Genomic DNA, 17,653 nt, shown 5'->3' with positions numbered 1-17,653 from the left:
TACTGCGTGTGAACGGATTTTGCCTTGGGGATTTTGCCGTTTCCGTTGATGTAGGCAGCTTTGAATCCGATGCGCTTGCCTGTCTACGTCGCGTGGTCAATTAACCTATGAAAGTCATGCTCCTGGTGATGGACGAGCAGCGGGTCATTCTCGACCGGCTCTACGACATCGTGCAGCAGAACTGTGATGAATGTTTCATCTATCGTTTGAGCAAACAGCAGCAGTTGCATCTGGGGACGTTTCTGGCCTCGGTCGATTACCAGACCTTTGATCGCGTGGTGATTTTCTCCCGGGTCAAGCGTCTGGCGACGCAACTGCAAGTGCTCAAATGCATACCCGGGCTGGTTTTCCTTGAGCACGATGCCTATCAGAACTACATGCCGGCGAGTAAGTACCGTGGCGTGTATTCCCGTCTGTACAGCCGCCTGCCGAGCTGTCGGGCGTTGGTGTCCGGTGCCGTGGTCGCGCGCAAGATGTTGGCCGAAGGCATCGACACGGTGTTCGTCTCCAAAGGTTACGACGAGCAGATGCTGCACAACACCGGTGTTGAGCGGGACATTCCCGTCGGCTTTCTTGGCAGCCTGAAAAGCACCGAGTACGCCGAGCGCAAAGCCATGCTCGAGTCGCTTTCGCAACGTACCGGGATGCTGGTGACCCGCACCAAGTCGGGTGAGGAATACCTGCAGACACTCAATCGCATCAGGATTTTCGTCAGCGCCGACATCGGCATGAACGAGTTCATGATCAAGAACTACGAAGCCATGGCTTGCGGCTGTGTGCTGCTGGCCTGGAGCCAGGGCGAAGAAGACCGCTTGCTCGGCTTTGAAGACATGCACAACACCGTGTTCTACCGCAGCGAAGAAGAGGCGGTGGAGAAGATCAAACTGCTGCAAAGCGATCCGGAACTGGCAGAGCGTATTGCCCGCAACGGCCAGGAGTTTGCGCAAAGTCGTTATTCCTTTGCCCGTGTCGGTCAGGCGCTGGCCACGGAAATCCAGCGTGAGATGCGCCCATGGCAGCCGCCTTCAGCGTTTACACGGTTCTGGGTGAAGCTGCGTTACGGAATGAAGGTGCCGGTCTGAATGAAGGACGATTACATGGCGCTGGATGCGCTGCCCGGTGGTGATCAATCCGTTCTGGAGGCTTTGCCTGCTGAGCTTCTCGACTGTCTGGGCCGTACGCCCCGGGTCGTGTTGATTGCCAACAATCCGGCTATCACGGCGGCAGATTTTCAGGCACTGAACATTGGCGTTGATGACGTCGTCGTCAGCTTCAATACCTGCATCAAGGCGGGGCTGCTCAACGAGCACAGCGTCAATGTCTTCGTACATGGCTACAACGCGCCGGACGCGTATTTTTTTGGTCTGCCTTACGCGCCCCCGGTACAGCGGATGTTTGAACAGGCGAGTGAGCGCTGTTTCAGCATGCTGGTGGGCTGCGCCGCGCCGATGTGTCCACTGCCACGTGTGGCCATGTATTGGGATCGCATTCCATTGCCGCCGCTGTGGAACTACCCGGTCGATCGCCCGGGTGGCAAGCGCTACGTTGGGCCTTCTACCGGTTTCAACACGCTGGTGTTGTTCGACTGGTTGCGCGCTCATGCCGGTTATAACTATCAGCTCATGACCCTGGGGTTTTCCAACGAAGCCGGAAAACTCTGGGGCGGCCATGCCTGGGACTATGAGCGTGACTGGCTGCAGAAGTCGGACATCATTGTGGTGCCTCTGCAACCCCTTCGCTGGTGGCAGAAGCTGTTTCGGCAGAAGTAAGCGATATCGTCTATCCGGTTGCCAGCAGGCCCGACCTACTTTCAAAAGGTGCTGTCGAGTGTTGAAAATTGCCGTGGCTTTTTTCGGGATCCCGAGAAATTCGCCGATCTGTTTCCCTTCCATCGAACAGAACGTGCTGGCGCAGCTGCCTGCGGGCAGCGACGTAAAATGCTTCTACCATCTGTACAAGATCGATGAGGTGCAGAACACGCGTTCCGGCGAAAAAGGCGAATTGAAGGCTGACAATTATCAGCCCTTCGAGTCGATGATCGGCACGCTCACCTCGACCGAAGGCGTGCTGGATCGCTGGGACTTCGAGCAGGTCAAGGCACAGGGCGACACTTGGGCCGATGACTATGCGTCATTGCGCAACCTGATCTATCAGCTCAACTCACTGCACACCGTGACCAGCATGATCGAGCCGTTCAATCCGGATTTCGTCGTGTTCGTGCGCCCGGACAATTTCTTTCACAGCGCATTGCCTGCCTATGTCTTCGCTCACCCTGAGGCTCGCAAGCACAACGCTTATATTCCGGACTGGCAGTGGTGGGGCGGTTTGAACGACCGTTTTGCCGTGTGTGGGCGCGATACCTATGTCGCGTACGGCAAGCGCATCGAGCGCATTGTCGAATTCTGCAAGGTGACAGGTCGCAAGCTGCATTCAGAACGCTTGCTCAAATATGCACTGCAGCAGGTGGATGCCAAAATCTGCACGCTGCCGACCCAGGCATCACGGGTGCGCATTACCGGTGTATTTGCCGATGAATCGTTCTCGCCCAAGCGCGGCATGGGCAAGCGCGAAAACCGCTACTTCCATTTCTTCGCCGGGTTGCGCACGTGGTGGGATCGCCGCCGCTAAACCGCTATTTGGCGGTTTTTTTGCCTAGCCCGACTAATCGCAGCGCCTTGATACTCAACTGCTTGAGCCCCTGACGCGGGGCTTTTGCCGGTTGCAGGCCCTGTTGCACCAGCCAGTCCTTCCAGCGAATCCGCTCCTCGCGCACGACCCAGCCGGTTTGTGTCGCAAAGCTTTCGGCCAAATATAGACCTCGGGTGCTGGCGGCAACGAGTTTGTCGCGCTTGAGCGTGTACAACTCGGCCAGTGGTGCGCCGTCCTTGAGTGGCATCAAGTACAGGTCGGGGCGCTTGCGGTCGAGTCGGGCCACTAGTTGATCACCCTCCAGACGCTCGTCGACGTGGAACAGGCTCAGGGACTTGGCTTCCTTGGGCACATCCAGGCGCAAGTCGTAAATCAATTGCAGCGAGGCGGTTGGAAGGTGCACATAGGCCCGGGGCCGTTCGAGCAATTGCAGATTGGCGCTGCGTATGGGGCGCGCGGAGCCGGACAATGGCGTCAGGCGAAACGGCAGGGCTTCGCGATAATGCAGGGCCGCAGAGTAGGGTGCTGGCAGCCAGGTGTCGTTGAAACGCCCGCCGAGCCAGCCTTCCGGTGTCTCGAGCAAGCACTCTTCGGCAATTTCCTGAATCGCCGTGTGCAGCGGAATATTCAGCTCATGCGCCGGCACGTAACCGGAAATCAATTTGAGCACGACGTCGCCACGGTCCTGTCGGCGCTGGCGCACCAGCACCCAATAATCGCGATTCTGCCAATGCAGGGTCAGACGTACCGAAACGCCGAGATTGGCCAACTCCAGCGAGAAACGCTCAGTGTCGGCCACGCTCACCGGTTTGCGTCGCTGCAAGGTCTGCGCAAAGTTCAGCGGCATGCCGACGCTCTGATAGGTCAGGCCTTCGGGGGTAGCTTCGACGAACAGCGGCAGGGTCTTGAAGTTGCTCGGGTTCTTTCTGATGAGCGTGCGCGGCATATCGGCTCCTGCTTAAGGCCGCGAAGCGGCGTCAGTGACCACGTAGGACCTGGGCAACGGTCGCAACGTTGTGGGCGAGGTGCAGCGGATTGATCGTGCCGACAATAGCACTGGCTACGCCAGGTTGCGCGAACAGCAATTCGAAGCTGGCGCGCACCGGATCGACGCCCGGGCTCAGGCAAACATGACCGCTGGCCAAGGCTTTTTTCACCAGAATGGCTTTGCCGTGGGCAGCAGCATAGTCAATGACAGCTTTCTCGTTTTGTTCGTTCAGATTGTAGGTGACCATCGCGCAGTCGCCTTGCTCCAGTGCTTTCAAGCCACCTTCGACGGTTTTGCCGGAGAAGCCGAAGCCGCGAATCTTGCCTTCGGCCTTGAGCGCTGCGAGTGTCGCGTAAACATCTTCATGCTCGAGGATGGCCATGTCGTTGCCGTCGGAGTGCACCAGCACCAGGTCGATAAAATCGGTTTCAAGACGTTGCAGACTGCGTTCCACCGACATCCGTGTGTGTGCTGCACTGAAATCGTGGCGCGACAGGCCATCGGCAAACTCCTCGCCGACCTTGCTGACGATTACCCAGTCTTGCCGCTGGCCGCGTAGCAATGGGCCAAGGCGTTCTTCGCTGCGTCCATAAGCCGGAGCGGTGTCGATCAGATTGATGCCCAGATCGCGAGCCTGACGCAGCAGCATGCGCGCTTCGTCGTCGCCGGGAATCTGAAAGCCGTTGGGGTATTTCACCCCTTGGTCACGGCCGAGTTTGACCGTGCCCAGGCCCAGTGGCGAAACCGTCAGGCCGGTGCTGCCCAAAGGGCGATGAAGGTTGTGCAGGGTGGCGATAGTCATGGCAGCAATTGCTCCCAGGCGGGAACGCCCATGGGTGGTTTTGGCAGCGCCGGCAAAGGTTCGGCGGCTTGCGGCTGGATGCCGTCGCGCTCAAGAGAGGCGATCACGCGATCGGCGAAGTCCGGCGCCAGCGCCAGTTTGGTCGGCCAGCCGACCAGCAAACGGCCCTGTTCGGCGAGGAAGGCGTTGTCCGGACGCGTGAGGCCGGTTTGCAGCGGTTCGGCACGGTCGACACGCAAGGTCGCCCATTGCGTGGTGCTGAGGTCGATCCACGGTAACAACTGCGCAATCTCTTTCTGCGCGGTGGCGATCTGCTCGGCTGGCTCGCGGTGCACGCCTTCGCTTTCGGCGATGTCGCCGCCCATGTACCAGACCCACTGGCCGTCAGCGGCCGGGTGCGTGGTCACGGTGATGCGCGGTTTGGTGCCGCCACCCAGGCAGTGGGCGTATAGCGGTTTCAGCCCCGGCCCTTTGGCGATGATCATGTGCAGCGGGCGGCGTTGCATGGCCGGCTGAGTCAGGCCAAGGTCTTCGAGCAGTTGGGCCGTACCAGCGCCGGCGCTGAGGACAATACGCTGTGCGTGAATCTCGCGACCGTCGACTCTCAAGCCGACCAGTACACCCGCTTCCAGCAGTGGCTCGATGGTTTGCCCGGCGAGCAGGCCATCGCCGGCCAGATCGGCCAGACGCTGAATCAGGCTCGGCACGTCGACCACCAGTTCGGCGAGGCGATAGACTTTGCCCTTGAAGCGTTTGTCTTGCAGGGCCGGCGGCAGTTGCTCGCCCTTGACCTGATCGACGCGGCCGCGCACGGCTTTGCTGGCGAAGAAACTGGTGAGGTTGCCGGCCAGAGTGCCCGGCGACCACAAATAGTGAGCTTCGGACAGCAGGCGCACACCGGAAAGATCCAGTTCGCCATTGCCGGCCAGCGCTTCACGCCAGCGCCGCGGCATGTCGGCGATGGCTTCCGAAGCGCCGGTCAGGGCACCGTGCAGCGCGTACTTGGCGCCGCCGTGGATGATGCCCTGGGACTTCACGCTCTGCCCGCCGCCGAGACTGGCACTTTCCACCAGTACGGTCGAAAAACCCTGGCGGCGCAGACGCGCGTTCAACCAGAGGCCGGCGACACCAGCGCCGACAATCAGAACGTCGGTGGAAATAACGGATGGCATGCAGCGACCTCAGTGTTCAAGACGAGGGCGCAGTATACAGACTCGGGAAAGGGGCGGATTTGTCGATGATCAACACGTGGAATACAAAACCTGTAGGAGTGAGCCTGCTCGCGATAACGGTCTTTCATTCAACAGTTATGTTGTCTGATACATAGCTATCGCGAGCAGGCTCACTCCTACAGGGGATGTGGTTGGATTTAGTGGCCGGCGGTCTTGGAGAACAGCTGGATCACGACGACGCCGAGCACGATCAACGCCATCCCCAGCATCGCCGGGATATCCAGTTTCTGCCCGTAGATGAACAGCGCCGCTACGCTGACCATGACAATGCCCATGCCCGCCCAGACCGCGTAGGCCACGCCGACCGGTACGGTACGCACCACCAGCGTCAGCATCCAGAACGCAATCGCGTAGCCGACGATGACCAGCACCAATGGCAGCGGCGTACTCAAGCCTTTGACCGCTTTCATCGAAACGGTGGCGATCACTTCGGCGCAGATGGCAATGGCCAGGTAGGCGTAGGCGTTCATGTTCAAATCCTCAATGTGAAACGTTGCTTGCTGAGGCGGCATTCTAGTGATTCGCCAGATGGGGTAAAGTCATTACCTATCTGTTACAGAGATGGGTTGGTGAGTCAGCATGCAGTGGAATCTGGATCAACTTCGGGTGTTTGTCGACGTCGCCGAGCACCGCTCGTTTTCCGCCGTGGCGCGCCAGCAGCGCAAAGCGCAGTCGGCGATCAGCAGTGCGATTGCCATGCTCGAAGATGACTTGGGCGTCAGCCTGTTCGAGCGTAGCAGTGGCCGTCAGCCAACGCTCACCGAAGCGGGCGAAGCTTTGCTCGAAGAAGCGCGGGAAGTTCTGCGTCAATGTGAACGCCTTAATGGCCGGGCGATGGCAATGATGCGGGGACAGGAAGCACAGTTGCGCGTGGCGCAAGACGAGGCGATGCCCTATCAGGCGCTGGTGGAAAGTTTCGGTGAACTGGCCGAGCAGTTCCCCAGCCTGGAAGTGCAACTGACCAGCGCCGCTCAAGGTGAGGTTGCACGCAAACTGGTCGAGCGCCGCGCCGATCTTGGCCTGTTGTTCTATCACGATGAAATCCCCGAAGCGCTGGAGCGCCGCGTGCTCGGCAGCGTGGAGATGGTCACGGTCTGCGGGATCAATCATCCGTTGGCGGCACAGTCCTACGTGACCTGCCAGCAACTGGCGCAGCACCGGCAATTGCTGATGTCGACGCAAACCAGCGTTTATCCCGGCAACGAGCCGGCCAGCCCACAGGTGTGGCGCGCCGACAGTTTCTACGTCATGTCCGAATGGCTGGTGCGCGATCTCGGCTGGGCCTGGTTGCCGCGCCATGTGGTGCAGTACTCGGCGTATCAGGGCTTGATGGTCGAACTCGACAGCGAATGGACGCCACCGGCGCTGGTGGTGGAACTGGTCTGGCGCCGCGACGAACCCCTCGGCCCGGCCGCGCGATGGCTGGCCGAACGTTTTGCCGTGCACTTGCGCGCGATCGGCGACAAAAGTCGATAAACTCCGCCGCCATGAATAGAACTCTCTACACCGCGCTGTTTTACCTGGGGCTGCCATTGGTGGCGATTCGGCTGTGGCTGCGCGCACGCAAGGCGCCGGCGTATGCCAAGCGGATCGGCGAACGCTTCTCCTACGGCATGCCGAAACTGCAACCCGGCGGCATCTGGGTGCACGCGGTGTCGGTGGGCGAAAGCATTGCTGCGGCACCGATGATCCGCGCCTTGCTGCAACGTTATCCGACGCTTCCGATCACCGTGACCTGCATGACCCCGACCGGATCGGAGCGGATTCAGGCGCTGTTCGCCAACGAGCCGCGCATCCAGCATTGCTATCTGCCCTACGATTTGCCGTGTGCGGCGGCGCGCTTTCTTGATCGCGCTCAGCCCAAGCTTGCGGTGATCATGGAAACCGAACTGTGGCCCAATCACATTCACCAGTGCGCCAAGCGCGGGATTCCGGTGGCGCTGGCCAATGGACGTTTGTCCGAGCGTTCGGCACGCGGCTATGGCCGCTTCAGCAAACTGACCGAGCCGATGCTCGCCGAAATGAGTCTGTTCGCTGTACAGACCGAAACCGAAGCCCAGCGCTTCCGTGATCTGGGCGCGCGTGCGGAGACAGTCGAAGTCACCGGTTCGATCAAGTTCGACCTGACCATCGACCCGCAACTGTTGCAACGCGCCGTCGAACTGCGCGGGCAGTGGCAGGCGCTGGAGCGCCCAGTGTGGATCGCCGCCAGCACCCACGAAGGCGAGGACGAAGTGGTGCTCGATGCCCACCGCCGCTTGTTGGCCAATCACCCGGATGCGCTGCTGATCCTGGTGCCGCGGCATCCGGAACGCTTCAACTCAGTGTTCGAGTTGTGCCAGCGCGAAGGCTTTGCCACGGTGCGGCGTTCGACTGCCGCCAATGTCGATGCGCAGACGTCGGTGCTGCTCGGCGACACCATGGGTGAATTGCTGTTTCTTTATGCACTGGCAGACAGCGCGTTTGTTGGCGGCAGTCTGGTGCCTAACGGCGGGCACAACCTGCTGGAGCCGGCAGCACTGGCCAAACCGGTGATCAGCGGCCCGCACCTGTTCAACTTCCTCGACATCGCGGCGCAATTGCGCGAAGCCGGAGCGTTGGCCGAAGTCGATGATGCCGAAGGGCTGGCGGTGGAAGTACAGCGCCTGTTTGAACTGCCGCGTGATGCGCAGCGCATGGCGGAGGCCGGGCTGGCGGTGATGCGCCGCAATCAGGGCGCGTTGCAGCGTTTGCTCGATGGTTTGGGCAGATTGATCAAGTAAAGCAAAAAGATCGCAGCGTGCCGCAGCTCCTACAGGGAAACGTATTCCGATGTAGGAGCTGCCGAAGGCTGCGATCTTTTGTTTTTAAGGCTTAAGGCCGGGCCTTGAGCTGCGCCTCGGCCGCCTTGGCCAGATCCGGTGGCAGGAAGTCCTTGTCCGGGTTGTAGTCAGCCTTCAAATACCGCCGCAGATCTTCCAGATCCCCCGGGTTCAACGTCCCCGCCGCCTGCTTCAAGCGCAGGTTGTCGAGGATGTAGTCGTAGCGGGTGTTGTTGTAGTTGCGCACCGAGGTGTACAGCTGACGCTGCGCATCGAGCACGTCAACGATGTTGCGCGTGCCGACCTGATAACCGATTTCCGTGGCTTCCACAGCGCTCTGGTTGGAGATGATCGACTGGCGGCGCGCCTGCACTTGCTCGACATCGGTGTTCACTGCGCGGTGCAGGTTGCGGGTGTTCTCGACGATTTGCCGACGCAGCGATTCGCGCTGTTGTTCGCTCTGATTCAGTTGCTCATACGACTGGCGCACTTGCGAGCTGGTCAGTCCGCCGCTGTAGATCGGGATATTCAGTTGCAGGCCGACCGTGCTCTGTTCGACGTTGCCACCGTAGGGCGCACCGAACGAGTTCGGGTTGGCGAAACCGAGGGCGTCGTTGTCGCCTTTCTCGTATTTCGCTACCGCGTCGAGGGTCGGCAAGTGGCCGGCCTTGCGTTGCTTGAGCGTTTGCTCGGCAGAGCTGACCGCGTAGTTGCTGGCGAGCAGATTGAGGTTCTGCCGCGCCGCCGTGTCGACCCAGGATTTCGCATCGTTCGGCGCCGGCGGCAGGATCGGCAACGTGTGGACGATGCCCTGAATCGAATTGTACTGACGGTTGGTCAGGGTGATCAGCGCTTCGAACGCATCATCGACCTGACGCTGCGCAACGATACGGTTAGCCCGGGCGGTGTCGTAACTGGCTTGCGATTGCAGCACGTCGGTCTTGTCCGAAAGGCCGACATCGAAACGTTCGTTGGACTGGTCGAGCTGGCGCTTGAACGCCGCTTCTTCCGCCTTGGTCGAGGCGAGGTTGTCCTGACTGCGCAGCACGTTGAAATAGCTTTCGGCCGATTGCAGGATCAGGTTCTGTTCGGTCGCCGACAGTTGCAGCGCGGCTTGCTCGTTGACGTCTTTCGCGGCCTGGTACTGGAACCAGCGATCGGCGCGGAACAATGGTTGGGCGAGGGTTGCCTGATACGAGTGAGCGCTGCGATTGGCCGTGGCCGAAGGCTGATCGATCGATGTACGCACATTGGCCACTTCGGCACCGCCGGACAAATTCGGCAGCAGCCCGGCGCGGGCCTGCGGCACCACTTCTTTCTGTGCGCCGTACTGAGCGCGGGCGGCGGCCAGATCGGCGTTGTTGTCGACAGCTTCCTGGTAGACGCTGACCAGATCGGTTTTGGTCGACAAGGGCGCTTCTGCTGCCCAGGCCATTGCGTTGGACGCACAAGACACGGCAACAGCCAGTGAGAGTTTGCGCAGCATGAGGCGATCCCTAGCATTAATATTATGGAAGTAATCCGGGCGCCAACGTTAAGGCGCAGGCCCCGCAGCGTCAAGGCGTGGCGGGGCAAAGCGAGTGTAGTTGTGCATTTGCCTCACAACAATCGGCCAAGCCCCTGTATTTATGCCATTCATCATGGTGTTTGCTGCGGTGTTGGCGTTCTTTGCCGGTTGTGTCTAGACTGGCCGGGTTCTTGTCGGGGTGCCTTGCTATGAGGCTGAGATCGAATAATTTCGGATCCCGTTGAACCTGATCAGGTTAGCGCCTGCGTAGGGAACAAGATTTCTCGTCACCCGGCGAGTCCTCTTGTGCTTCGTCCGGGAAATTGTTCGACAATCGAACGCTCGACGACGATGCACAGCACCGGTCCTGGTGCGTCCGTGCCTTTCAGGTTCTGCTCCGACAATCCACTGCCTGGATGCTGTCTGGAGAGCCCGTGATGACTACAAAATCAAAAAACGCGATCAACCTGAGTGACTCGGCCAAGGTCGATGAGCAATCGGTCAAGCCGTTCACCCGTTCGCAAAAAGTCTACGTTCAGGGCTCGCGCCCGGACATCCTCGTGCCGATGCGCGAAATCACCCTCGACGTGACGCCGACCGATTTCGGCGGCGAAATCAACGCGCCGGTGACCGTCTACGACACCTCGGGCCCGTACACCGATCCGAACGTGGTGATCGACGTGCGCAAAGGCCTCGCCGATGTGCGTTCGGCGTGGATCGACGACCGTGGCGACACTGAGCGCCTGGCGGGCCTGAGTTCCAACTTCGGCCGCGAACGCCTTGCCGATCCGGAACTGACCAAGCTGCGCTTTGCCCACGTCAACAATCCGCGCCGCGCCAAGGCCGGTGGCAATGTCACGCAGATGCACTACGCGCGTCAGGGCATCATCACGCCCGAGATGGAATTCGTTGCCATCCGCGAAAACATGAAACTTGAAGTGGCCCGCGCCGCTGGCCTGCTGGATCAGCAACACCCGGGCCACAGCTTCGGCGCCAGCGTGCCGAAAATCATCACCCCGGAATTCGTGCGTGACGAGATCGCCCGTGGCCGCGCAATCATTCCGGCCAACATCAACCACACCGAACTGGAACCGATGATCATCGGCCGTAACTTCCTGGTGAAGATCAACGGCAACATCGGCAACAGTGCTTTGGGTTCGTCCATCGAAGAAGAAGTGGCGAAACTGACCTGGGGTATTCGCTGGGGCGCGGACAACATCATGGACTTGTCCACCGGCAAGCACATTCACGAAACGCGCGAGTGGATCATCCGCAACTCGCCGGTGCCGATCGGCACGGTGCCGATCTATCAGGCGCTGGAAAAAGTCGGCGGCGCGGCCGAAGACCTGACCTGGGAGCTGTTCCGCGACACGCTGATCGAGCAGGCCGAGCAGGGCGTCGACTATTTCACCATTCACGCCGGTGTGCTGCTGCGTTACGTGCCGCTGACCGCCAAACGCGTGACCGGTATCGTGTCCCGTGGCGGTTCGATCATGGCCAAGTGGTGCCTGGCGCATCACAAGGAAAACTTCGCATACACGCATTTCGAAGAAATCTGCGAAATCATGAAAGCCTATGACGTCAGCTTCTCGCTGGGCGATGGCTTGCGTCCGGGTTCGATTGCCGACGCCAACGACGCTGCCCAGTTCGGCGAACTGGAAACCCTCGGCGAACTGACCAAGATCGCCTGGAAGCACGACGTGCAAACCATGATCGAAGGCCCGGGCCACGTGCCGATGCAGTTGATCAAAGAGAACATGGACAAGCAGCTGGAGTGCTGCGATGAGGCGCCGTTCTACACCCTCGGCCCGCTGACCACCGACATTGCGCCGGGCTACGACCACATCACCTCGGGTATCGGTGCGGCGATGATCGGCTGGTTCGGTTGCGCGATGCTCTGCTACGTGACGCCGAAGGAACACTTGGGTCTGCCGAACAAGGATGACGTGAAGACCGGGATCATCACTTACAAGATCGCCGCGCACGCAGCGGACTTGGCCAAAGGGCATCCGGGCGCACAGATTCGCGACAACGCCTTGAGCAAGGCGCGTTTCGAATTCCGTTGGGAAGACCAGTTCAACCTCGGTCTGGATCCGGACACCGCGCGTTCGTATCACGATGAAACCCTGCCGAAGGACTCGGCCAAGGTCGCGCACTTCTGTTCGATGTGCGGGCCGAAATTCTGCTCGATGAAGATCACTCAGGAAGTCCGCGAATACGCGGCCAACCAGCGGATCGACGCGGTCGACGTGGACGTCGCCAAAGGCCTGGCGGAACAGGCCGAGCGGTTCAAAAAGGAAGGCAGTCAGCTGTACAAGAAAGTTTGACCCCGTACTGATCGTTCCCACGCTCCGCGTGGGAATGCAGCCCGTGACGCTCCGCGTCACTGGACGCGGAGCGTCCCTAGAGGCATTCCCACGCAGAGCGTGGGAACGATCACAAGCAGTCCGCGCACTGCTTCTAACTTGTAGCTCGCAGCTTGCAGCTTTTTCTCTGCTCCTTTTTGAGATAACACCCTTGAGCATTCAACCCAGCACCTATTCTCCCGACCTCGCCGTACCCGCTGACAAGCGTGTGTTCGGCGGTCGTGATCTGTTTTCCCTGTGGTTCTCCCTCGGCATCGGCCTGATGGTTTTGCAGACCGGTGCATTGCTCGCGCCTGGCCTCGGCCTGTCCGGTTCGCTGCTGGCGATTTTGCTTGGCACGCTGGTCGGCGTACTGTTGCTGGCCGCCGTCGGCGTGATCGGCAGCGATACCGGCCTGTCGTCGATGGCCGCCCTCAAACTGAGCCTCGGCAGCAAAGGCGCGAGCCTGCCGGCGCTGCTTAATCTGCTGCAACTGATCGGTTGGGGCTCGTTCGAAATCATCGTCATGCGCGACGCCGCCAGCCTGCTCGGCACCCGCGCGTTCAGCGAAGGTTCGCTGTGGTCGAACCCGATGTTGTGGACACTGTTTTTCGGTGCGTTGGCGACGTTGCTCGCCGTTAGCGGACCGCTGACTTTCGTCCGGCAGATCCTGCGCAAGTGGGGCATCTGGCTGCTGCTGGCGGCGTGCCTCTGGCTGACCTGGAACCTGTTCGCCAAAGCCGATCTGGCCGATCTCTGGTCGCGTGCCGGTGACGGTTCGATGCCATTTGCCGTGGGCTTCGACATTGCCATTGCGATGCCGCTGTCGTGGCTGCCGCTGATCGCCGACTACTCGCGTTTCGGCAAACGTGCGAAGAATGTCTTCGGTGGGACGGCTGTTGGTTTCTTCATCGGCAATTTCTGGCTGATGAGCCTCGGCGTTGCCTACACATTGGCCTTCGCGCCGAGCGGTGAAGTCAACGCGCTGCTGCTGGCACTGGCCGGTGCCGGGCTGGGCATTCCGTTGCTGCTGATTCTGCTCGATGAGTCGGAAAACGCCTTCGCCGATATTCACTCGGCGGCGGTTTCGAGCGGGATTCTGTTGCGCCTGAAAGTCGAGCATCTGGCCTTGGCCATCGGCGTGATCTGCACGCTGATCGCACTGCTGGCGCCGTTGGCGCAGTACCAGAACTTCCTGCTGTTGATCGGTTCAGTGTTTGCGCCGCTGTTCGGCGTGGTGCTGGTGGATCACTTCATCCTGCGCAAGCGCAGTGCTCAGGTCGCATCGGCTGCATTGCGCTGGCCGGCGTTGTTGGCGTGGCTGGGGGGCGTGAGCACCTACCATTTGCTGGCGAATCTGTATCCGGATGTCGGCGCAACCCTGCCGGCGCTGGTGCTGGCAGGGCTGTTGCAGCTAGTGCTCGGTCGGGCCTTCAGTTACGGCCGGGAAACAGCTCAGGCTTGAGAATGCCGTTCAGGCGCGGGTAAGGAATCTTCAGTTCGACGTGGCCCAGCGCGTAAGGCGCAATGGTGCTCACGTCGTACTTGAGGATCACGCCGCCATAGGTCAGCGCCACGTTCGGGGTTTTCACGAACGGCCAGCTCTTCACAAAGTCCGCTTCCTGATCGAGCTTGGTGCTGATCAACCAACTGTTGTGCGCGATCTGCGCTGCCTTCCAGAACGCCTCTTCCTGACCCGGCACAAGCATGTCGGACAGGTTCAGTACTTTGTGCTGCTGGCGCGAATAGTTGATGAAACCGCGACCCGGTGTGCCATGGGCGCCGCCGGTGTCGAGGTAGCTCGACACCTCGATGATCACCAAGCCGTCATGCTGCTCGCGTACTTTCGCTTGCAGGTAGCTGCTGTTGCGTGGGCCGGCACTGGCCAGAAACTGCTCGCGGTAGGCCGCCAGGGTTGGCGCTACCGGTGCGTTTTTCTCGGTGCGGGTCATTTGCAGCAGGCGTTTTTCGATGATGCCGTCCAGCGCAGGTTCGGCCGGGAAGCGCAGGGTGTCGATGTTCACCAGCGGGCAATCCGGGTTGGAACAGCCCGGTTTCAGTTGTTCCGACGCATCGCGGGTGGTCTCCAGCGGCGTGCGGTAGTTGGGCTGGAACAGGCTTGCGCACGCGCCGAGGGTCAGGGCGATGGCGGCCACGGAGGCAATTTTGAAAAGCGACATGGGCGTCCTTTCGAAAGCAGGGGAAGGCAAAAAGATATCCGCTTCGACTCTCGCAGAAGCAGTCAGTTCGCCACTAAGCTAATTAGAGTGGGTTTCGCCTCCACCGTCCATCCCGCTGACGGTAAAGGGGCTGCATCAAACGGTGCGGGCGCGTTAGGATGGCGCGAAGTCGAGGTTGCCAGTAACAAGCGGCAACTCGTAATGGATCTGCAGTAAAGAGGATGCTCATGACTGATTTTGCCAACGCCATTCCGACCACCGTCGACGTCGTGCGACGCGAACGCTGCTACGAGGGTTTTTACAAACTCGACCGTTTGCACCTGCGCCATGAATTGTTCGCCGGTGGCATGAGCCGCGAGATCAACCGTGAAGTGTTTGTGCGCCACGACGCGGTGTGCATGCTGCCCTACGATCCGCAGCGCGACGAAGTAGTGTTGATCGAGCAGTTCCGCGTCGGTGCCATGGGCAAGACCGACAATCCGTGGCTGGTCGAGCTGGTCGCTGGTCTGATCGACAAGGATGAACAACCGGAAGAAGTTGCTCACCGCGAGGCGCAGGAGGAAGCTGGGCTGGACATCAAGGCCTTGTGGCCGATGACCAAATATTTCCCGTCGCCGGGCGGCAGCAACGAGTTCGTGCATTTGTATCTGGGGCGTTGCAGCACTGACGGCGTTGGCGGCCTGCATGGCCTGGAAGAAGAGGCAGAAGATATCCGCGTCACGGTCTGGGCCTTTGAAGATGCCTTGCAGGCCGTCCGTGACGGTCGCATTGCCAACGCGGCGAGCATCATCGCTTTGCAGTGGCTGGCGCTGAACCGCGCCGAAGTGAGGGGGTTATGGTCGTAAACAAGTTGCGCGATCGTTATCGAGTCGACCTCGTGGGGCTGCAAGCCGCCTGCGAGGCCAACTATGCGCGCCTGATGCGACTGGTGCCGGACATGCGCAACGAGCCTGAGGCGCGGCGCATCGCCGTGACCCAGGGCGAGCAGATGCTCGGCGTGCTGGCCCTCGAAGTGCTGCAAACCTGCCCGTACACCACCACCTTGCAAGTGCGCCAGGAACACAGCCTGCCATGGCTACCGGTCCCGCAACTGGAAGTGCAGGTCTATCACGACGCGCGCATGGCCGAAGTGGTCAGCGCCGAACATGCACGACGCTTTCGTGGCATCTACCCTTACCCGAACGCGGCCATGCATCAACCTGATGAAAAGGCCCAGCTCAATCTGTTCCTGGGGGAATGGTTGAGTCATTGCCTGGCGCTGGGGCACGAGTACGAAGTCGTTCGTTAGTTGTGAACTGCGTCCGGTTCGGCGGTTTCCTCTTTTACTGATCCCCCAGCATAATTGCCGCACTTGATCGATTCCGTGCTTTTGCCTTGGGAGAACGCCTTGCCGAGCGTATCCACGTTGACCACCGCCGATACGGCGCTGCTGGTGCAGTTGTCCGACAGCCATCTGTTCGCTGAAACGGATGGCACGCTGCTGGGCATGAACACCCGCGACAGCCTGCAAAAGGTCATTGAGTTGGTGCTGGGGCAGCAGCCGCAGATCGATCTGATTCTGGCCACCGGCGATATCTCCCAGGACGGCACGCTGGAGTCGTATCAGCAATTTCGCCAGATGAGCGCGCAGATCGCTGCGCCGGCGCGCTGGATTCCTGGTAATCACGACGAACCACAGATCATGGCGGTCGCCGCCGTTCAAAGCGCGTTGCTGGAACCGATTGTGGATATCGGCAACTGGCGGGTGACGATGCTGGATTCAGCGGTGCCGGGCTCGGTGCCGGGGTTTCTGCAGGACGATCAACTGCAACTGCTGGCCCGCTCGTTGAGCGAAGCGCCGGAGCGCCATCATCTGGTGTGTTTTCACCATCATCCGGTGTCGATCGGTTGCGCGTGGATGGAGCCGATTGGCTTGCGCAATCCTGAAGCGTTTTTCGACGTGCTGGATCGTTTTCCACAGGCCCGGGCAGTGTTGTGGGGGCATGTGCATCAGGAGATCGATCGCCAGCGCAATGGCGTGCGCTTGATGGCTTCGCCTTCGACGTGCATTCAGTTTGAGCCGGGGAGTGAGGATTTCAAGGTGGGGGAGCAGGCGCCTGGGTATCGGTGGTTGCGGTTGTTGCCGGATGGGCGGTTGGAAACCGGCGTGGAGCGCGTCACCGGTTTTGCTTTTACCGTTGATTACGGCTCCAACGGCTATTGAGCGACAAATCAAAACCCTCATCGGAACGCCGCCCGCCCAGCCCTCTCCCGGAGGGAGAGGGGGCCGACCGAGGTGTCTGGCGTCATCCATCGACCTGAAAGAATGTGTCGATTATGGATTCGCTGAAGCTCGCTCAAGTCGGTGTAGCATTTGAATATCCCCCAATCAGTCCCCTCTCCCTTTGGGAGAGGGCTAGGGTGAGGGCAGCTCCTGCTGAATGACCAATTTCTCGAAACCACCCCCAATCCGCTCTTCTCTCCCTGTAAACTCCGCAAACCCAAACCGACACCCAGGGAGCTCAAATGTCCGGTTCGATCCTCTATATCCACGGTTTCAACAGCGCCCCAGCCTCGAAAAAGGCCTGTCAGCTGGTGACGGTGATGGAGCAACTGGGTTTGAGCGACAAGCTGCGTGTCCCGGCACTGCATCACCATCCGCGCGAAGCCATCGGTCAGTTGGAGCAGGCAATCGCCGAGCTGGGCAGCCCGCTGCTGGTGGGAAGCTCACTCGGCGGCTACTATGCGACTCACCTGGCCGAGCGCCATGGCCTGAAAGCCTTGCTGGTCAACCCGGCGGTCAGCCCGCACCGGATGTTCGACGGCTATCTGGGCACGCAGAAAAACCTGTATACCGATGAATCCTGGGAATTGACCCACGACCACGTCACGGCCCTGGCCGAACTGGAAGTGCCGGCGCCTCAGGATACCCAGCGCTATCAGGTCTGGTTGCAGACCGGCGATGAAACACTGGATTATCGCCTCGCCCAGCAGTATTACCGGGCCTGTGCCTTGCGCATTCAGGCCGGCGGCGATCACAGTTTCCAGGGTTTTGCCGGGCAATTGCCGGCGTTGCTGAGTTTTGCCGGCATTGGCGCCGATGTGTATCAGGCAATCGATTTCACCGCATTGTGAAGTCTTGCCCCTATTTCATGAATGACTGACGACGA

Annotated in this window: 17 protein-coding genes and 1 riboswitch; of the genes, 11 read left to right on the top strand and 6 right to left on the bottom strand. The window is 60.3% G+C overall.

The window, feature by feature from the left end; genetic code table 11:
- Positions 1 to 107 precede the first annotated feature (107 nt).
- Genes ACI514_RS22900 through ACI514_RS22890 form a run of 3 tightly spaced genes read left to right on the top strand, consistent with a single transcriptional unit; the run spans position 108 to position 2,628 of the window.
- Positions 108 to 1,082, top strand: coding sequence for a glycosyltransferase (locus ACI514_RS22900; protein ID WP_160055264.1), 975 nt, complete (start codon positions 108 to 110; stop codon positions 1,080 to 1,082).
- Positions 1,083 to 1,769: a hypothetical protein gene (locus tag ACI514_RS22895; protein WP_160055266.1), complete on the top strand. Its 687-nt coding sequence runs from the start codon at positions 1,083 to 1,085 to the stop codon at positions 1,767 to 1,769.
- A 58-nt stretch (positions 1,770 to 1,827) separates the two neighbouring features.
- On the top strand, positions 1,828 to 2,628 hold the full coding sequence (locus tag ACI514_RS22890) for a hypothetical protein (RefSeq protein WP_405122432.1): 801 nt from the start codon (positions 1,828 to 1,830) through the stop codon (positions 2,626 to 2,628).
- A 4-nt stretch (positions 2,629 to 2,632) separates the two neighbouring features.
- On the opposite strand, the gene ACI514_RS22885 is transcribed toward ACI514_RS22890, so the two are convergent.
- From ACI514_RS22885 to ACI514_RS22870, 4 genes are all read right to left on the bottom strand, one after another.
- A complete protein-coding gene (locus ACI514_RS22885) occupies positions 2,633 to 3,595 on the bottom strand; it encodes a metal ABC transporter ATPase (protein ID WP_160055272.1) in 963 nt (320 codons plus the stop codon).
- A 31-nt stretch (positions 3,596 to 3,626) separates the two neighbouring features.
- Positions 3,627 to 4,439 (bottom strand): aldo/keto reductase, encoded by an 813-nt coding sequence (locus ACI514_RS22880; RefSeq protein WP_405122431.1) that lies wholly within the window; start codon positions 4,437 to 4,439, stop codon positions 3,627 to 3,629.
- A complete protein-coding gene (locus tag ACI514_RS22875; RefSeq protein ID WP_160055278.1) occupies positions 4,436 to 5,611 on the bottom strand; it encodes an FAD-binding oxidoreductase in 1,176 nt (391 codons plus the stop codon). Before ACI514_RS22875 ends, ACI514_RS22880 begins: the two co-directional genes overlap by 4 nt.
- A gap of 197 nt (positions 5,612 to 5,808) precedes the next feature.
- Positions 5,809 to 6,141: a multidrug efflux SMR transporter gene (locus ACI514_RS22870; protein ID WP_099757821.1), complete on the bottom strand. Its 333-nt coding sequence runs from the start codon at positions 6,139 to 6,141 to the stop codon at positions 5,809 to 5,811.
- A gap of 109 nt (positions 6,142 to 6,250) precedes the next feature.
- On the opposite strand from ACI514_RS22870, the gene ACI514_RS22865 reads away from it, so the two are divergent.
- Positions 6,251 to 7,147 carry a LysR family transcriptional regulator gene (locus ACI514_RS22865; RefSeq protein WP_160055280.1) on the top strand — a complete coding sequence of 299 codons (897 nt, stop codon included), beginning with the start codon at positions 6,251 to 6,253 and terminating at the stop codon, positions 7,145 to 7,147.
- Between the two features lie 11 nt (positions 7,148 to 7,158).
- Positions 7,159 to 8,433 carry a lipid IV(A) 3-deoxy-D-manno-octulosonic acid transferase gene (waaA, locus tag ACI514_RS22860; RefSeq protein ID WP_160055283.1) on the top strand — a complete coding sequence of 425 codons (1,275 nt, stop codon included), beginning with the start codon at positions 7,159 to 7,161 and terminating at the stop codon, positions 8,431 to 8,433.
- A gap of 91 nt (positions 8,434 to 8,524) precedes the next feature.
- Here waaA and ACI514_RS22855 read toward each other — a convergent pair whose 3' ends face one another.
- A complete protein-coding gene (locus tag ACI514_RS22855; protein WP_160055286.1) occupies positions 8,525 to 9,958 on the bottom strand; it encodes a TolC family outer membrane protein in 1,434 nt (477 codons plus the stop codon).
- 206 nt (positions 9,959 to 10,164) lie between these two features.
- Positions 10,165 to 10,270: riboswitch (TPP riboswitch) on the top strand.
- 146 nt (positions 10,271 to 10,416) lie between these two features.
- Here ACI514_RS22855 and thiC point away from each other — a divergent pair.
- Both thiC and cytX read left to right on the top strand, forming a co-directional pair.
- Entirely contained in the window at positions 10,417 to 12,306 is a 1,890-nt protein-coding gene (gene thiC, locus ACI514_RS22850) for a phosphomethylpyrimidine synthase ThiC (protein ID WP_160055289.1), read from the top strand.
- 190 nt (positions 12,307 to 12,496) lie between these two features.
- Positions 12,497 to 13,789: a putative hydroxymethylpyrimidine transporter CytX gene (cytX, locus tag ACI514_RS22845; RefSeq protein WP_311885287.1), complete on the top strand. Its 1,293-nt coding sequence runs from the start codon at positions 12,497 to 12,499 to the stop codon at positions 13,787 to 13,789.
- Here cytX and ACI514_RS22840 read toward each other — a convergent pair.
- Positions 13,758 to 14,504 carry an RsiV family protein gene (locus tag ACI514_RS22840; protein ID WP_405122430.1) on the bottom strand — a complete coding sequence of 249 codons (747 nt, stop codon included), beginning with the start codon at positions 14,502 to 14,504 and terminating at the stop codon, positions 13,758 to 13,760. The two genes, cytX and ACI514_RS22840, sit on opposite strands and share 32 nt — an antisense overlap.
- Before the next feature lie 227 nt (positions 14,505 to 14,731).
- Here ACI514_RS22840 and ACI514_RS22835 point away from each other — a divergent pair, with 227 nt between their 5' ends.
- The 4 genes from ACI514_RS22835 (at position 14,732) to ACI514_RS22820 (ending at position 17,618) form a co-directional block, all read left to right on the top strand.
- The gene (locus ACI514_RS22835) at positions 14,732 to 15,349 is read left to right on the top strand and encodes an NUDIX domain-containing protein (protein ID WP_034151670.1); all 618 of its coding nucleotides are present in this window, start codon (positions 14,732 to 14,734) and stop codon (positions 15,347 to 15,349) included.
- Complete coding sequence (locus ACI514_RS22830) at positions 15,340 to 15,792, top strand: DUF1249 domain-containing protein (RefSeq protein ID WP_034151669.1); 453 nt, start codon at positions 15,340 to 15,342, stop codon at positions 15,790 to 15,792. The genes ACI514_RS22835 and ACI514_RS22830 overlap by 10 nt, the downstream gene beginning before the upstream one ends.
- Before the next feature lie 99 nt (positions 15,793 to 15,891).
- A complete protein-coding gene (gene cpdA / locus ACI514_RS22825) occupies positions 15,892 to 16,707 on the top strand; it encodes a 3',5'-cyclic-AMP phosphodiesterase (protein ID WP_405122429.1) in 816 nt (271 codons plus the stop codon).
- A gap of 302 nt (positions 16,708 to 17,009) precedes the next feature.
- Positions 17,010 to 17,618: a YqiA/YcfP family alpha/beta fold hydrolase gene (locus ACI514_RS22820; protein ID WP_405122428.1), complete on the top strand. Its 609-nt coding sequence runs from the start codon at positions 17,010 to 17,012 to the stop codon at positions 17,616 to 17,618.
- Positions 17,619 to 17,653: the final 35 nt, after the last annotated feature.

This window comes from Pseudomonas sp. M20 (assembly GCF_045037865.1).
Taxonomy (GTDB): domain Bacteria; phylum Pseudomonadota; class Gammaproteobacteria; order Pseudomonadales; family Pseudomonadaceae; genus Aquipseudomonas.
The sequence above is the reverse complement of the archived record's forward strand: the minus strand, read 5'-3'. Positions and strand labels throughout refer to the sequence as shown.

Coding starts and splice junctions, on each gene's coding strand:
- ACI514_RS22900 (WP_160055264.1), top strand. CDS start 108: ATGAAAGTCATGCTCCTGGTGATGGACGAGCAGCGGGTCATTCTCGAC.
- ACI514_RS22895 (WP_160055266.1), top strand. CDS start 1,083: ATGAAGGACGATTACATGGCGCTGGATGCGCTGCCCGGTGGTGATCAA.
- ACI514_RS22885 (WP_160055272.1), bottom strand. CDS start 3,595: ATGCCGCGCACGCTCATCAGAAAGAACCCGAGCAACTTCAAGACCCTG.
- ACI514_RS22880 (WP_405122431.1), bottom strand. CDS start 4,439: ATGACTATCGCCACCCTGCACAACCTTCATCGCCCTTTGGGCAGCACC.
- ACI514_RS22875 (WP_160055278.1), bottom strand. CDS start 5,611: ATGCCATCCGTTATTTCCACCGACGTTCTGATTGTCGGCGCTGGTGTC.
- ACI514_RS22870 (WP_099757821.1), bottom strand. CDS start 6,141: ATGAACGCCTACGCCTACCTGGCCATTGCCATCTGCGCCGAAGTGATC.
- ACI514_RS22865 (WP_160055280.1), top strand. CDS start 6,251: ATGCAGTGGAATCTGGATCAACTTCGGGTGTTTGTCGACGTCGCCGAG.
- waaA (WP_160055283.1), top strand. CDS start 7,159: ATGAATAGAACTCTCTACACCGCGCTGTTTTACCTGGGGCTGCCATTG.
- ACI514_RS22855 (WP_160055286.1), bottom strand. CDS start 9,958: ATGCTGCGCAAACTCTCACTGGCTGTTGCCGTGTCTTGTGCGTCCAAC.
- thiC (WP_160055289.1), top strand. CDS start 10,417: ATGACTACAAAATCAAAAAACGCGATCAACCTGAGTGACTCGGCCAAG.
- ACI514_RS22840 (WP_405122430.1), bottom strand. CDS start 14,504: ATGTCGCTTTTCAAAATTGCCTCCGTGGCCGCCATCGCCCTGACCCTC.
- ACI514_RS22835 (WP_034151670.1), top strand. CDS start 14,732: ATGACTGATTTTGCCAACGCCATTCCGACCACCGTCGACGTCGTGCGA.
- ACI514_RS22830 (WP_034151669.1), top strand. CDS start 15,340: ATGGTCGTAAACAAGTTGCGCGATCGTTATCGAGTCGACCTCGTGGGG.
- ACI514_RS22820 (WP_405122428.1), top strand. CDS start 17,010: ATGTCCGGTTCGATCCTCTATATCCACGGTTTCAACAGCGCCCCAGCC.